This window comes from Candidatus Endomicrobiellum agilis (assembly GCF_020328115.1).
Taxonomy (GTDB): domain Bacteria; phylum Elusimicrobiota; class Endomicrobiia; order Endomicrobiales; family Endomicrobiaceae; genus Endomicrobiellum; species Endomicrobiellum agilis.
Map to the genome: position 1 here is coordinate 1 of NZ_JAIXMW010000011.1, position 15,697 is coordinate 15,697.

At 40.1% G+C, this 15,697-nt stretch carries 9 protein-coding genes, 2 rRNA genes and 2 pseudogenes; 12 read left to right on the forward strand and 1 reads right to left on the reverse strand.

What is annotated here, in order from left to right; all coding sequences use genetic code 11:
- The 12 genes and pseudogenes from LE179_RS06195 to LE179_RS06250 all read left to right on the forward strand — a co-directional run.
- Positions 1 to 546 (forward strand): 23S ribosomal RNA (locus LE179_RS06195); the annotation flags it as partial.
- Positions 547 to 862: 316 nt separating this feature from the next.
- Positions 863 to 979, forward strand: a 5S ribosomal RNA gene (gene rrf, locus LE179_RS06200).
- 278 nt (positions 980 to 1,257) lie between these two features.
- Positions 1,258 to 1,773 carry a 50S ribosomal protein L10 gene (gene rplJ, locus LE179_RS06205; RefSeq protein WP_374129510.1) on the forward strand — a complete coding sequence of 172 codons (516 nt, stop codon included), beginning with the start codon at positions 1,258 to 1,260 and terminating at the stop codon, positions 1,771 to 1,773.
- Between the two features lie 296 nt (positions 1,774 to 2,069).
- Positions 2,070 to 2,459, forward strand: a complete 390-nt coding sequence (rplL, locus tag LE179_RS06210; protein WP_374129511.1) for a 50S ribosomal protein L7/L12 — start codon at positions 2,070 to 2,072, stop codon at positions 2,457 to 2,459.
- Between the two features lie 110 nt (positions 2,460 to 2,569).
- The gene (gene rpoB, locus LE179_RS06215) at positions 2,570 to 6,343 is read left to right on the forward strand and encodes a DNA-directed RNA polymerase subunit beta (RefSeq protein WP_374129512.1); all 3,774 of its coding nucleotides are present in this window, start codon (positions 2,570 to 2,572) and stop codon (positions 6,341 to 6,343) included.
- Positions 6,343 to 11,124 (forward strand): DNA-directed RNA polymerase subunit beta', encoded by a 4,782-nt coding sequence (gene rpoC / locus LE179_RS06220; RefSeq protein ID WP_374129513.1) that lies wholly within the window; start codon positions 6,343 to 6,345, stop codon positions 11,122 to 11,124. Before rpoB ends, rpoC begins: the two co-directional genes overlap by 1 nt.
- Positions 11,111 to 11,515, forward strand: coding sequence for a 30S ribosomal protein S12 (gene rpsL, locus LE179_RS06225; protein WP_374129514.1), 405 nt, complete (start codon positions 11,111 to 11,113; stop codon positions 11,513 to 11,515). Before rpoC ends, rpsL begins: the two co-directional genes overlap by 14 nt.
- A gap of 161 nt (positions 11,516 to 11,676) precedes the next feature.
- Positions 11,677 to 12,156 (forward strand): 30S ribosomal protein S7, encoded by a 480-nt coding sequence (gene rpsG, locus LE179_RS06230; RefSeq protein WP_374129515.1) that lies wholly within the window; start codon positions 11,677 to 11,679, stop codon positions 12,154 to 12,156.
- Between the two features lie 213 nt (positions 12,157 to 12,369).
- Positions 12,370 to 12,666: an outer membrane protein assembly factor BamE gene (gene bamE, locus LE179_RS06235; RefSeq protein ID WP_374129516.1), complete on the forward strand. Its 297-nt coding sequence runs from the start codon at positions 12,370 to 12,372 to the stop codon at positions 12,664 to 12,666.
- Positions 12,667 to 12,783: 117 nt separating this feature from the next.
- The gene (fusA, locus tag LE179_RS06240) at positions 12,784 to 14,865 is read left to right on the forward strand and encodes an elongation factor G (RefSeq protein WP_374129517.1); all 2,082 of its coding nucleotides are present in this window, start codon (positions 12,784 to 12,786) and stop codon (positions 14,863 to 14,865) included.
- A gap of 18 nt (positions 14,866 to 14,883) precedes the next feature.
- Positions 14,884 to 15,123, forward strand: a pseudogene (locus tag LE179_RS06245) (GTP-binding protein); the annotation flags it as partial.
- Between the two features lie 11 nt (positions 15,124 to 15,134).
- Complete coding sequence (locus tag LE179_RS06250; protein ID WP_374129518.1) at positions 15,135 to 15,365, forward strand: hypothetical protein; 231 nt, start codon at positions 15,135 to 15,137, stop codon at positions 15,363 to 15,365.
- A gap of 103 nt (positions 15,366 to 15,468) precedes the next feature.
- Here the strand turns inward: LE179_RS06250 and LE179_RS06255 are convergent.
- A pseudogene (locus LE179_RS06255) lies at positions 15,469 to 15,697 on the reverse strand (GTP-binding protein); the annotation flags it as partial.

The following is a 15,697-nucleotide window of genomic DNA, read 5'->3' on the forward strand; positions in this document are numbered from 1 at the left end:
CTTAACTGCAAGACAAACAGGTCGAGCAGATGCGAAAGCAGGAACTAGTGATCCGGCGGTTCAGTGTGGAATTGCCGTCGCTCAACGGATAAAAGCTACCCCGGGGATAACAGGCTTATTTTCTCCGAGAGTCCATATCGACGAGAAAGTTTGGCACCTCGATGTCGGCTCATCCCATCCTGGGGCTGGAGTAGGTCCCAAGGGTTTGGCTGTTCGCCAATTAAAGGGGTACGCGAGCTGGGTTCAGTACGTCGTGAGACAGTACGGTCTCTATCTACCGTGGGCGCAGGAAACTTGAGAGGACTCGTTCTTAGTACGAGAGGACCGGAATGAACATACCTCTGGTGTTTCGGTTGTTCCGCCAGGAGCATTGCCGAGTAGCCAAGTATGGATGAGATAAACACTGAAAGCATATAAGTGTGAAACTCGCCTCAAGATAAGGTTTCCCTGAAGGGCACTTGTAGACTACAAGTTTGATAGGCTGGGAGTGGAAGTACAGTAATGTATGTAGCTAACCAGTACTAATCGCCCGTCTGGCTTGGTCGCATTTTTTTAAGACTTTTTACGCTTTATATTTTTTGATTAGATTTTTTTATGACGATAGATTATTTGTCATCGCAGATTTTACAGCCATGAATATTGTCTAAATGACAGTATAGAGTATTTTGCGAGAACAGATTGAAGTTATTAAATTTACTAATGCAGATTTACCTGAGCGTTTGTTATTCTGAAAGATGGAACAGTCTTGTTATGAAATCTTAATCTGATGGACATTGTTCAAAAAAAGCGAATGCTTTAAAGATTCGATATTTCAGCACGACAAAAAGCTATTAAGTTTTTCAGTGATGTTCATAAAATTATTTCCGGTGGTTATTCCGATGGGGACACACCCGATATCATTCCGAACTCGGAAGTTAAGCCCATCAGGGCCGATGGTACTTGGACCGCAGGGTCCCGGGAGAGTAGGTTGCTGCCGGATTACATCTTTCCCCGCAGATTTTAATCTGCGAGGAAAGGTTCTTTTATCAATTATTCCTGAGAACGTAGCGACAATAATCTAGAAAGCCCATATACTCAAATTTAATTACGACGGATAAAAAAATTTAAAGTCAAAGACAGTAAGATATCTCAAAAGATATTAAAAAGGGACGGCGTGTCCTTGTCTTACCGAGACGAAGAACTCATTATTTTAAATCTAAACTTCTCTCATGGGAAGTTTTTTTTGTTATATGAAAAATATAACGCAGGGAGCAAAGTATGCCGAATGTAAAAAATCAAGAGACTGTAAAAAGTTTAACTGAAAAATTTAAAACTATGAGAGGTTTGATATTGACGGAATACCGCGGTCTTACGGTGGAAGAGATTTCGGATCTTCGTTCAAAACTCCGTTCTTTTGACAGCGAGTACACTGTTGTTAAAAATACTTTAAGTGAAATAGCTTTTAAAGAAATCGGGATTGAAATAAGTGAAAATTTTTCAGGACCGACAGCTCTTGTCATTGAAAGTGGAGATATTATATCTCCTGCAAAGGTTGTTATGGAATTTGCAAAAGCGCACACAAAGTTAAAAGTCAAAGCGGGTTTTCTGGAAGGGAAATTTGTCAGCGCAGCAACCATTGAACAGTTGTCAGTGCTTCCTTCAAAAGAAGTACTTATTGCAAAAATGTTGGGCGGTATGAAAGCGACTGTGACAGGGTTTGTAAATGTGTTGTCGGCAAACATCAGAGGTCTTGTGACAGTATTAGATGCGGCGGCAAAAAAACAAGCGGCATGATTTACACCGTTTATTTTTCTCTTTTTGCGAGGACAGATTTGTGTGCATGTATCTTTGAGACTAATAAAAGAAATAGTCAGTGCGAAATAGCGAATAAATTCTTATTTTACTGTTTCTCATAATTTAAGAGAAGAAACTATCGTATAAATAGTCGGAGTTTGAAAACTTCAGACTATATCGGATAAAAGTAGAGTAGAAGCATATCAGATTCAGCCTGACAGAGTAAGAGCAAGAATAAAAAGGCAGAAAAACAGCTGATAAAGAGTGAAAAAAAGTTATAATCGGAGGATAGTATAATGGCAGGATTATCAAAAGATCAATTAATTGAAGCAATCTCTTCGTTATCGGTTATCGAGCTTTCAGAGCTTGTAAAGGCATTGGAAGAAAAGTTTGGCGTATCAGCGGCTGCGCCGGCAGCAGTCGCGGCGGTTCCTGCGGCGGGTGCGGTGCAGACAGGCAGTGCTGCTGAAGAAAAAACAGAATTTAATGTCATACTTGCAAGCATAGGAGCGAGCAAAATCAATGTCATTAAAGTTGTTAGAGAGGTTGCGGGATTAGGACTTAAAGAAGCTAAAGATCTTGTTGACGGCGCTCCTAAGACTGTAAAAGAAAATGTTGCAAAAGCCGAAGCTGAGGAAATAAAGAAAAAGCTTACTGAAGCGGGAGCAACTGTTGAACTTAAGTAAACCTGAGAAAATGTCGGAAAAATCAAATGGTAGTTGATAAATTATATTTATTATTATATAATGAATGCTTATTTGTCATTTATGTATAAAAAAGAACAGGTTGAAAAATAATGAATAAAGTTGACTTTGGAAAAATCAGAGTTCCGGTAGATCCGCCGCTTCTTTTGAAGATGCAGAAAGATTCTTTTGCTGAATTTTTGCAGCAGGATGTTGCTCCTGAAAAAAGAAAATTTCAAGGGCTTGAAGGAGCGTTCAGGGATATATTTCCTTTGATAAATTCCGACGGGAGTCTGGTTTTAGAATATGTTTCTTATTCTTTTGGCGAATCGAAATATTCTGTTGAGGAGTCCATTGCCAGAGATGCCACGTATTCGCTCCCTCTAAAGGTAAAATTAAGGCTTATGCATAAGAAAGAAGATGGCATGGAAAGGGAGCTTTCAGAACAGGAAGTATACTTTGGCGATATTCCTTTAATGACCGATACGGCTACATTTATTATAAACGGGGCGGAACGCGTTGTCGTAAGTCAAATTCATCGTTCTCCGGGAGTAATTTTTGAAGAAGATGAAGAAAAAAAAGTTACCGTTTTAGGCAAGCCTTTATATTTTGCAAGAATGATACCTTACAGAGGGGCATGGGTTGAGTTTGAGTTTGACCAAAACGGCATTTTGTATGTTAGAATCGACCGTAAAAGAAAAATATTTGTGACCACTTTTCTGCGTTCGCTAGGTTTTGGGACAGATGAGGAAATTTTAAATCTTTTCAAAGAAGTTAAAGAGATATCTTTGGATAAGGCGATGGCTTCTCTTACGACCGAATATATTGCGGAAGATATTTCCGATGAAAATACGGGCGAAATAATCGCGGATGCCGGCAAAGAGCTAAAAGAAGATTTAATAAAAAAACTTCAGAAAAAAGGTTTTACTAAAATAACGGTTTTTAAAGATATTTCAATTCTTTTGACTTTGAAGAAGGATGCTATAAAAAGTCAAAAAGAAGCTGTTAACCAGATATATAAAGTTTTAAAAACTCAAGAATTTGTTATGCAGGAAAGGGCGCAGGGTTTTTTGGAAGAACTTCTTTTTAAGTCTGTCAGAAGATATGATTTGACGAAAGTCGGAAGATATAAAATCTTAAAAAAGCTTGCTCCTGTTTTTAAATATTACGAAAAGAATTTTAATTTGAACATTCCTTCTGAAACCAGAAGAACTCTTACAAGAGAAGATGTTGTAGCGACATTGAAATACCTGCTTATGCTTTATAATGGAGAGACTGAATTTACCGAAAATAACCAGACCATTAAAATAGGTTTAGACGATATAGACCATTTAGGCAATAGACGCGTGAGATCAGTCGGAGAATTGCTGGAGAACCAAATAAGAATAGGGCTTGTCCAGATGGCAAGGCTCGTAAGAGAGCATATGAATAATCAAGACAAAGCTAATGTCACTCCCAGGTCTCTTACAAATATTACCCAGTTTATAGCCCAAGTGAGAAAGTTTTTTGGAACTTCGCAGCTCTCGCAATTTATGGATCAGATAAATCCTCTGGCAGAACTCACTCATAAGAGGAGACTTTCCGCTTTGGGACCCGGCGGTTTAAATAGAAAGAGAGCAGGCTTTGAAGTCAGAGATGTTCATCATACCCATTATGGCAGAGTTTGTCCTATTGAGACGCCAGAAGGTCCGAATATAGGTTTAATAACGTCTCTTTCGACTTTTGCAAGAGTAAATTCTTACGGTTTAATAGAAACGCCTTACAAAAAAGTGGAGAATGGCAGAGCGACGGATAAAATTGAATATCTGACCGCTGATAAAGAAGATGAATTTTTTGTTGCTCAAGCGAACACTCCTTTAGATAATAAAGGAAATATTTTACCGGATTCAGTTCAGGGACGCAAGTGGGATGATTTTTTATTCCAGCCCCCCGCTAAAGTTGATTATATGGATATTTCACCTATGCAGGTGATATCGGTTTCAGCCGCGCTGATTCCCTTTTTGGAACACGATGACGCTAACCGCGCTTTGATGGGCTGCAATATGCAAAGACAGGGAGTACCTCTGTTGCTTACGGAAGCTCCTTTAGTTTCAACCGGCATTGAAGAAAAGGTTGCAAGAGATTCTGGCGTGGTTGTAGTCTCAAAGTCAGACGGCGAAGTTGTGTCCGTTTCTTCCGATGAAATAATAATTTATTCCAAAGACAAAGAAATAGAAGTGTATAAATTAAAAAAATATCGGCGTTCAAATCAAGATACATGCATGAACCAAAAACCTCTAATCACTTTGGGCGACAATGTCAAAAAAGGACAAATAATAGCGGATGGTCCGGCGACAAGCAAAGGACAGCTTGCGCTTGGACAAAATCTCCTTGTGGCTTATATGCCTTGGGACGGATATAATTTTGAAGATGCGATGTTATTGTCCGAGAGATTAATACAGGAAGACAAGTTTACTTCTATCCATATTAGAGAATTTAAGGTGGAAGCAAGAGAGACAAAAGAGCGTCCTGAAGAAATAACAAAAGATATTCCGAACGTGGGTTCTGAAGATCTTTTAAATCTTGATGAAGACGGAATAATTAAAGTTGGGTCAATGGTTCAAAGAGGCGATATACTTGTGGGAAAAACAGCGCCTAAAGGCGAGCAGCAGACGACTCCTGAAGAAAGACTGCTAAGAGTGCTGTTTGGTAAAAAAGCGGAAGATGTGCAAGATGCGTCGCTTAGAGTGCCGCCGGGTATATCGGGTAAAGTTATAGCTGTGAGAACTTTCGTGAGGCTTGAGAAACTTACGGACAAGGAAAAAAAGAAAAAACAAGAAGAAATGCACGATGTTTACAATGCGGCAAAAGCAAAGTTGGGCAAAGAAAAAAAGGAACGTCTTGCAAATGCGAATAAATCCGAAATTGTGAAAATAAAAGCTCTTTATGCGTCAAAAGAAGAAATTTTAGGGCGCGATTATGAAACTGAGAAAGAAAGGTTTAAGAAAGGCGATGATTTGCCTGTTTCGGTAAATAAGACGGTAAAGGTTTATATCGCTGCGAAACTCAAAGTTCAAGTTGGCGATAAACTTGCGGGAAGGCACGGCAACAAAGGTATTGTTGCGAGGATACTTCCTGTTGAGGATATGCCGCATCTTCCGGACGGAACGCCTGTTGATTGCGTTCTTTCTCCGCTGGCAATTCCTTCGCGTATGAATGTGGGGCAGCTTCTTGAAATTATGTTGGGCTGGGCTGGAAAAGAGCTTGGAATGCAAATGATAACTCCTGTATTTGACGGCGCGAATGAAGAACAGATAAAAGATTATATAGAAAAAGCGAAAGCGAAAATATTAGATGAAAAAAAGAAATTGCTGGTTGAACGCGGACTAAAAGGCGCAGAACTTAAAGAATCCTTGAACAAGTTTATTGCTGAAAGCCTGCCGACAAGCGACTGCAAAATTACGCTTTATGACGGGAGAACCGGCGAACCGTTTATGGAAAAAGTGACGATAGGCGTTATGTACGTCATGAAGCTGAACCATCTTGTGGAAGATAAAATGCATGCGAGATCCACAGGACCTTATTCTCTTATTACGCGGCAGCCTTTGGGCGGAAAAGCGCAGTTTGGAGGACAGAGATTTGGAGAAATGGAAGTGTGGGCTATAGAAGGATATGGTGCAGCTCATATATTACAGGAATTTTTGACTGTGAAATCTGATGATGTTGACGGAAGAGTGAAAATGTATGACTCAATAGTCAAAGGCGAGTCGATATCCAGACCCGGCGTTCCAGAATCGTTTAAAGTTTTGGTGAGCGAGCTTAAGGCGTTAGCTCTTAACGTTGAACTTTTTAACGGTGAGTGCCAGAAGGATAATCAGAAGAAAATGAAAGGTGTCGATAAAAAATAATGACTAAAATAAACTTTCAAACCAAAAAGAAAAAAGCGGGCAATCTGAATTTTATTGATTTTGACGCTGTTAGGGTAACCGTTGCAAATCCCGAGCAGATACAGAGTTGGTCTTACGGCGAAGTTAAAAAATCTGAAACAATCAATTATAGAACGTTTAAACCTGAAAGGGACGGTTTGTTCTGCGATAGAATTTTTGGTCCTACAAAAGACTGGGAATGTCACTGCGGAAAGTATAAATATATAAAACACAAAGGGACAGTCTGCGACAGATGCGGCGTTGAGGTGACTGAATCTAAAGTAAGAAGAGAGAGATTCGGTCATATTAATCTTGCGGTTCCTATAGTTCATTTATGGTTTTTAAGAAAGCCGCCTTCAAGAATAGGAATACTTTTGAATATGAAGATTTCCGATTTGGAAAAGGTTATTTACTATGCGAAATATGTGGCGACGGAAAGCTTAAAAGACCACGCGGGGGTTTCCTTTTTTATCAAGAAAGATACACTCTTAAAAGTAGAAGAGTTTGATTTGTTTAAGTGCGGAATAAACAATCCCGCAGTGAGAGACAGCTTCAAAAACGTGTTCGACGGACTTGTTTCTGAAGAGATAGCGCTCGATTCCGATTCAGAAAAAGCTTTGAAACAGCTTAAGGTTCTGATGAAAAATCAAGCTGATTTATCAGATGGAATGTCTATTGACGAAGCCGCAAAGAAGGTACTTGCAAACATTGAAAGGGGCGGCGTTTATCGTAAAGTTTATTTTAAATCTCACTCAGTATATTATTATAGCGGATTAGGTTCGGCAGAACGCAGTGAAATCAAGAAAATTCTCTCCGGGAGATTTGGAAAAGACAATATGGTTTCGGTAGCGGAGACTGACAAAAAAATCAGAATAGAATTTTTTGATATTGAAAAAGACGGGGTTTATAATAATCTCAGAAAAGATCCCGATGCCTTAAAAAAATATGAAGGGCATCTTAGAGTTGAAATATCAAAAAATGAAATTCCTTTTATAAAGAATTTTTCAAAGCCGGAAAACTTTGCTTTGCTTGAGGAAAGCGATATAAAGAGTATTCAAGACGGGTTTGGCAATAATTTGAAAGTTAATATCGGCGCGGAAGCCATAAGAAAACTTCTGGAAGAAATTGATTTGGACAAAGAAGCGAAAAATATTCATGCGGAAATAAAAAAAACAAAATCTGATGCTGAAAGAGCGAGACTTATCAGGAAGCTCAGAGTTGTCGAAGGATTTTTAAATTCTCAGACAAGACCGGAGTGGATGGTTCTTACGGTTCTTCCTGTTATACCTCCCGATTTAAGACCTTTAGTTGCTTTGGACGGCGGAAGATTTGCAACTTCTGATTTAAACGATTTATATAGAAGAATAATAAACAGAAATAATAGATTGCGCCATATTGAACAGTTAAAAGCTCCCGCTGTTATGATAAATAATGAAAAGAGACTTCTTCAAGAAGCCGTCGACGCTTTAATAGATAACGATTCAAGAACGAAGCCAGTGACGGGTGCCGGCAACAGACCGCTCAAATCTCTGTCGGACACGCTTAAAGGCAAGCAGGGTCGCTTCAGGCAGAATTTACTCGGAAAAAGAGTTGATTATTCTGGAAGAAGCGTTATAGTCGTAGGACCCAATCTAAAATTAAATCAATGCGGGCTTCCCAAAGAAATGGCTTTAGAGCTTTTCAAGCCTTTTATTGTAAAAGAGTTAATAAAACAGGAAAATGCAACGCTTAAATCTGCAAGAAGAATGCTTGAGAGAGGCGATGTAAAAGTGTGGAACATACTAGAAAGGGTTACGCAAAGTCATCCTGTTCTTTTAAACAGAGCCCCGACGCTTCACAGATTGGGCATACAGGCTTTTGAGCCTGTTTTAGTTGAAGGGAAATCGATACAACTCCATCCGCTTACATGTTCCGCTTTTAACGCAGATTTTGACGGCGACCAAATGGCTGTCCACTTGCCTATATCTCTTGAGGCTCAGCTTGAGGCAAAAGTTTTGATGATGGCTACGAGGAATATCTTATCGCCGGCGTCGGGAAGACCTATCGCCGTTCCTTCGCAGGACATGGTTTTAGGAAGCTGTTATCTTACGAAAGAAAAGTACGGAGTTGCCGGCGAAGGGAAAATCTTTTCATCGGTAGATGAAGTTATCAGCGCTTATCAAGCGAAGAAAGTGGACCTGCATGCAAGAATTAAAGTTGCGGGAATTACAAGCATAAGAGACGAAAAACTTAAAGACAACGAACAGTCAGACGTCAAAAAATGGAGAAATTACAAATCTGAAAACTGCGAAGAAGTTATTAATTATACGACTGTCGGAAGAATTGTATTTAATGAACAGCTTCCAAAAAATGACGATGGTTCGTATGCTTTAGGATACCAGAACAAAAGTATGACAAAGAAAGAGCTTGGCATACTTGTCGATAGATGCTACAAAGAACTCGGACAGTTTAAAACTACCGTTCTTTTAGATGAGATAAAAAGAATGGGTTATAAATACGCGACTCTTGCTGGTATTTCTATCTCTATAGATGAAATGAAAGTTCCGCTTGAAAAAGAGAATATGGTGAGAGAAGCAAAAGCAAAAATCAATGAAATCGAAAAGCAAGCTAGGCTTGGTTTGATAACTGAGTCTGAGCGTTACAACAGAATTATCGATGTTTGGACGAGGGTTACCGATGAAATCGCGGATATAATGTTTGACGAAATGAGCAAACAGGAAACGGAAGTCTATAAACAAGGACAAAACCGTTTCAATTCAATATTTATGATGGCGGATTCTGGAGCAAGAGGTTCAAGGCAGCAGGTGAGACAGCTTGCGGGTATGCGCGGGCTTATGGCGAAACCTCAGAAAAAACTTACGGGTGGTGTCGGCGAAATTATTGAGACTCCTATTATCTCAAATTTCAGAGAAGGTCTTACGGTGCTTGAGTACTTCATTTCAACTCACGGAGGACGCAAAGGTTTGGCTGATACCGCTTTGAAAACTGCGGAAGCGGGTTATCTTACAAGAAGACTTGTCGACGTGGCGCATGACGTTGTAATAAGAGAAGAAGACTGCGGAACTGTAAACGGGGTGTTTATCGGAACGCTGCGGAGCGGTGACGAAGTGGTTGAAAAAATAGACGAACGTGTTGTAGGTAGAATAGCGCTTGACAACATTGTGGATGTTGTTCACGATGAGCTTATAATAAAAAAGGGAGAACTTATTACTCCTAAAGAAGCCAAGAAGCTTGTTGAAGCGGGCATTGATAAAATCGGTATAAGAAGTATTTTAACATGTGAATCCAGTCACGGCGTATGCGCAAAATGTTACGGCGTAAATCCAGCTACAGGAGAACAAGTTGAAGTGGGTGAAGCGGTTGGTATTCTGGCGGCACAGTCAATCGGCGAACCGGGTACGCAGCTTACTCTTAGAACATTTCATATCGGCGGAGCCGCAAGCCGCGTCGTTCAGCGTTCGGAAATTTACGCTGAAAATAACGGAACAGTCGATTATTATAATTTAAAAGCTATTCGAAACAAAAACGGCGAGACCATAGTTTTGAGTAGAAATGCGGAACTTGCATATACGGAATACCCTGTTCATCGCAGACAGGTTTATCAAATACCTTACGGAGCGGTAATTAAAGTGCGCGACGGGGAGCAAATTAAAATTAAAGCTGATCCCGGGACAGGAATAAAAAAGAACGTGTTGATAGCAAAATGGGATCCGCATTCAAAACCTATTATTTCGGAATTTGAAGGAATCGTGCATTTTATAGATATAAAAGAAGGCGTAACACTCCAGAGAGAAAAATCAAAAATAACAGGACAAATAGAAAGGGTTATTATTGAACATCCTTCTGGCAGGAGGAGTCCGAGAATTGTTGTTAAGAGGGGCAATAAAAGTATTGTAGAATATCCTCTTCCGGCGGATACGACTCTTGTCACATACGACGGAGACAGTGTTAATTCCGGCGATATTTTGGCAAAAATCCCGCAGGAAGTTTCAAAAACTAAAGATATTACCGGCGGTTTGCCGAGAGTCGCCGAACTGTTTGAAGGGAGAAGACCAAGAAGCGCCGCGGTTGTTTCGGAGATTGACGGTATAGTTCATTTGGGCGGACCTACTGCAAAAGGTAGCGTAAAGGTTGAAGTTGAAAATCCTGAAACAAAGATGAAAAAGAGTTATCTTATACATGCGGGACGACATTTGGTTGTTTATGAAGGCGACAGAGTTAACGAGGGCGAAGCTCTTTCCGACGGAGCAATAAATCCGCACGACATTCTTAAAGTCAAAGGACCGAAAGAAGTTCAGGAATATCTTGTAAATGAAATTCAGCAGGTTTACAGACTTCAGGGTGTGTCAATTAACGATAAACATATTGAAATAATAGTAAGACAGATGTTGTCTAATGTCAGAATAACGGATTCGGGAGACAGTAGGTATCTTAACGGTGAAATTGTTTCAAAATACAAATACGAAATAGATAGAGAAGACGTTAAGGTGAAAAAAGGAAAAGCTCCCGTCGCACATCCTATTCTTTTAGGCATAACGAAGGCTTCGTTATCTTCGGATTCGTTTATTTCTGCTGCATCTTTCCAGGAAACAACCAGAATTTTAACTGAAGCTGCTGTTTCAGGACAGGTTGACTATTTGAGAGGATTGAAAGAAAATGTTTCTATAGGTCACTTGATACCTGCAGGAACAGGACTTGTGTCGGTTGAAATGAGCCGTAGCGATAAATTTTATTCAAGGAAACAAAACAATGCCAACGATTAATCAATTGATAGCGGACGGAAGAAAAAATCTAATAAAGAAAACAAAATCGCCGGCGCTTAAGGGTTGCCCGCAGAGAAGAGGCGTCTGTACAAGAGTTTATACTACAACTCCTAAAAAACCTAACTCTGCTTTGAGAAAAGTTGCAAGAGTTAGACTCACGTCAGGATATGAAGTTTCTTCATATATACCGGGAGTGGGGCATAATCTTCAGGAACATTCTCTCGTGCTTATACGAGGTGGTCGAGTAAGAGATTTGCCGGGCGTTCGTTATCATATTATAAGAGGAACTTTGGATACGGCTGGAGTTGAAGGTCGCAAACAGGGAAGAAGCAAATACGGAGCTAAAAAAGCTAAAGTAGCTAAAGCGGCTAAAACGCCCGCTGCGAAATGATGCTTTTCATTATTTTTATAGTTATATTTTTTGTACTGAGTCGAGCCAGAAACTGTTGTTTAAAGAAAGAAATAGTCTGTCGTTTAAAAAAACGGTAAAAAACGAATGCCGAATCAAAATTCGGCATGTTAAATTTTAAATTAGATGTTAAGAGGGATGATATGCCACGCAAAGCATTAAAGCCGAAAGAAAAAAGAGGTCTGCCCGAACCGGATTCAAGATTTGGTTCAGTGGTAATAGCCAGATTTATAAGTAAACTCAATTTTGAAGGCAAAAAAAGTATAGCGGAATCAATAATGTACGGCTCTTTTGATATAGTAAAGGAAAAAACGGGAGAAGATCCCGTTTCAGTCTTTGATAGAGCTTTAGAGAATATAAGGCCGCTTCTCGAAGTAAGACCTCGCAGGGTCGGCGGAGCCACATATCAAATTCCTATGGAAGTTCCTCTGGTTCGTTCGACAACTCTTGCTATTAACTGGCTTATAGAAATTGCAAGAAAAAAAACTGGAAAACCGATGAGAGAAAGACTCGCTCAAGAAATTATTGATGCCAGCAAGAAAGAAGGCGCCGCGATAAAAAAGAGAGAAGATACGCATAAAATGGCGGAAGCAAATAAAGCATTTGCCCATTATCGTTGGTAATTGACGGCAGTTTTATTTTGCATTTTTGTGTTGTAAAATCTCACTTATTTACTTTTTTGGTGAAATATATCTGGTTTTGTTTGGCGTGAATGCAGAGTGTTTTGTGTTTATATTATAGCAATTTCTTTGTAAAAATATTATGAGCAGAGTTTTTTAGTAAACTGTGTCCTGTGCTGCTTACGAAGAGTTTGTAATTCTAGAGAGATATCATATATGAAAAAATTGATAATTTTAATTTTGTTCTTAGTTTTGTTGGGATCTTGTGCTACGGTTGGCAGAATGAATGACGTTAGTGTAGGGATGACAAAAAGAGAAGTGCTTAATACAATGGGGAAACCAAATACTTCTGCGGCAAAGGATGGAACTGAGTATTTAATTTATTATTTGTACGAAACAAATCGTGCTGCTTCCTACGGTCTAAAGAGCGACTATTTTATTCGTTTAGTTAATGGGATTGTTAAATCATATGGCAAAGTTGGTTATTTTGATATTCCGACGCTGCATTCTTAAAGAGGAACGAAATATCGGATCATATGCAAAGTTGGTTATTTTAGATAGCATAAAATCGGATTCTGCGAAAATAGAAGTGCATTAAAAATAAGAATAAAGATATAAAGGCTTAGAAAAATGGCTAGAGAATACCCTTTAAATAAGGTTAGGAATTTTGGAATTGCGGCTCATATTGACGCCGGCAAGACGACAACGACAGAAAGAATTTTGTATTACACGGGAAGAACGCATAAGATCGGCGAAGTTCACGAAGGCGCCGCAACTATGGACTGGATGGAGCAGGAGAAAGAAAGAGGCATCACAATTACTTCTGCCGCTACTTACTGCAAATGGCAAGATATGCAGTTCAATATTATAGATACGCCCGGACACGTTGATTTTACGGCGGAAGTTGAAAGATCTTTAAGAGTTTTAGACGGAGCGGTTGTGGTATTTGATTCTGGAAACGGAGTCGAACCGCAATCTGAAACTGTTTGGAGGCAGGCTGATAAATATGGCGTTCCGAGAATTGTTTTTTCAAATAAAATGGACAAAATAGGGGCAGATTTCTTTATGGTTGTAGACGATATAAAAGAAAAGCTCGGAGCGGTGCCTCTTCCTATTCAACTTCCTATAGGTGCAGAATCAAATTTTCAAGGCATAGTTGATTTAGTGACAATGAAGGCTCATATATGGTCAGGCGAAGAGCTTGGCGCAAAATTTGATATAGTGGATATTCCCAAAGAATTAGAAGGAAAAGCTCATAAGATGCGCAGCGAGATGATAGAACTTATTGCAGATTATAGCGATGATGTAATGAATGACTTTATGGAAGGAAAAGAATCTACTCTATTCCAGATAAAACAGGCCATCAGGAATGCGACTCTCCAAATAAAATTAATTCCGGTGCTTTGCGGAACAGCTTTTAAAAATAAAGGCGTGCAACCTATGCTTGATGCAGTTTGCGATTATTTGCCGTCACCGCTTGACAGGAAGGCGTTTAAAGGAATAAATCCTTTAACCGGCGACGCAGACAACAGAGAAGTTGACGACAAAGCGCCTTTCAGCGCACTTGCATTTAAAGTTCAAGCGGATCCTTACATAGGAAAACTTACGTATTTTAGAATATATTCAGGAACTTTGGAAAGTGGTTCATACGTTTACAATCCCGGAAAAAATACAAAAGAAAGAATTTCTCGCATAGTGCGCATGCATTCAAATAATAGAGAAGAAGTAAAATCGGTTAGTACGGGAGATATTGCGGCGGCTGTGGGTTTAAAAAACACAAGTACCGGCGATACTCTATGTGATGAAGAAAAGCCTATAATGCTTGAATCTATGGACTTCCCGGACCCTGTTATCGACGTCGCAATTGAACCTAAATCTAAAACTGATGAAGAAAAACTCGGCATAGCTTTAAACAGGCTTGCGGAGGAAGATCCGACGTTCAGAGTGAGAACGGACGAAGAGACCAATCAGACTATTATAGCTGGTATGGGAGAACTTCATCTTGAAATTCTTGTTGATAGGATGAAAAGAGAGTTTAATGTGCAGGCAAATGTGGGAAGACCGCAGGTTGCCTATAGAGAAACGATTAAAAAAACGCAGGAAGCCGAATCAAAATATATTAGACAGACCGGCGGACGCGGACAGTACGGACATGTTATTCTCACTGTTGAGCCGCAGGGACCCGGCGTGGGCTATGAGTTTGTAAATAAAATTGTCGGCGGAGTAATACCGAGAGAATATATACCGGCAATAGATAAGGGCGTTAAGGAAGCGATGACTTCGGGAACGCTGGCAGGATATCCCGTAGTTGACGTAAAAGTTACCGTTATTGATGGTTCGTTTCACGAAGTCGACTCGTCGGAAATGGCGTTTAAAATAGCTGGCTCTATGGCTTTTAAAGATGCTTGCAAAAAAGCAAATCCTATTATTTTAGAACCTATAATGAAAGCCGAAGTAACTGTTCCAGAAGAATATATGGGCGATGTAATAGGCGATTTAAACTCGAGGCGCGGCAAAATTGCAAATATGGAAGCAAAGAATAAAGTGCAGCATATCAGAGTGAACGTGCCTCTTGCGGAGATGTTCGGATATTCAACCTCACTCCGGTCTCTTACTCAAGGAAGAGGAAACTATAGCATGGAGCCTTCGCATTATGAAGAAGTTCCAAAGCAAATTGCTGATAAAATATTGGAAAGGATTACTAAAGCATAATAAGAGGTAAAAAAGAAAATGGGGAAAGCGAAATTTGACAGGAGCAAGCCGCACGTAAACATAGGGACGATAGGACATGTTGATCATGGGAAGACAACATTGACAGCGGCGATAACAAAAGTGTTGGGAGAGAAAGGATTGGCGGAGTACGTAAGTTATGATGAAGTAGCGAAAGCGTCGGAATCGCAAGGAAGAAGAGATGCGTCAAAGATAGTGACGATAGCGGTGAGCCATGTAGAGTATTCGACGNGACAGCGGCGATAACAAAAGTGTTGGGAGAGAAAGGATTGGCGGAGTACGTAAGTTATGATGAAGTAGCGAAAGCGTCGGAATCGCAAGGAAGAAGAGATGCGTCAAAGATAGTGACGATAGCGGTGAGCCATGTAGAGTATTCGACGCTTTCGCTACTTCATCATAACTTACGTACTCCGCCAATCCTTTCTCTCCCAACACTTTTGTTATCGCCGCTGTCAATGTTGATCATGGGAAGACAACATTGACAGCGGCGATAACAAAAGTGTTGGGAGAGAAAGGATTGGCGGAGTACGTTAAAGGCGTTGGAAGGAGGGGGAGAGGATGCGATAATGAAGTTAATGGAGGCGGTAGATGAGACGATACCGTTATCATGTTCTTCACATAATCCGCATGACCGGGACAGTCTATATGCGCATAATGCCTGTTCTTCGTCGAATACTCTACATGGCTCACCGCTATCGTCACTATCTTTGACGCATCTCTTCTTCCTTGCGATTCCGACGCTTTCGCTACTTCATCATAACTTACGTACTCCGCCAATCCTTTCTCTCCCAACACTTTTGTTATCGCCGCTGTC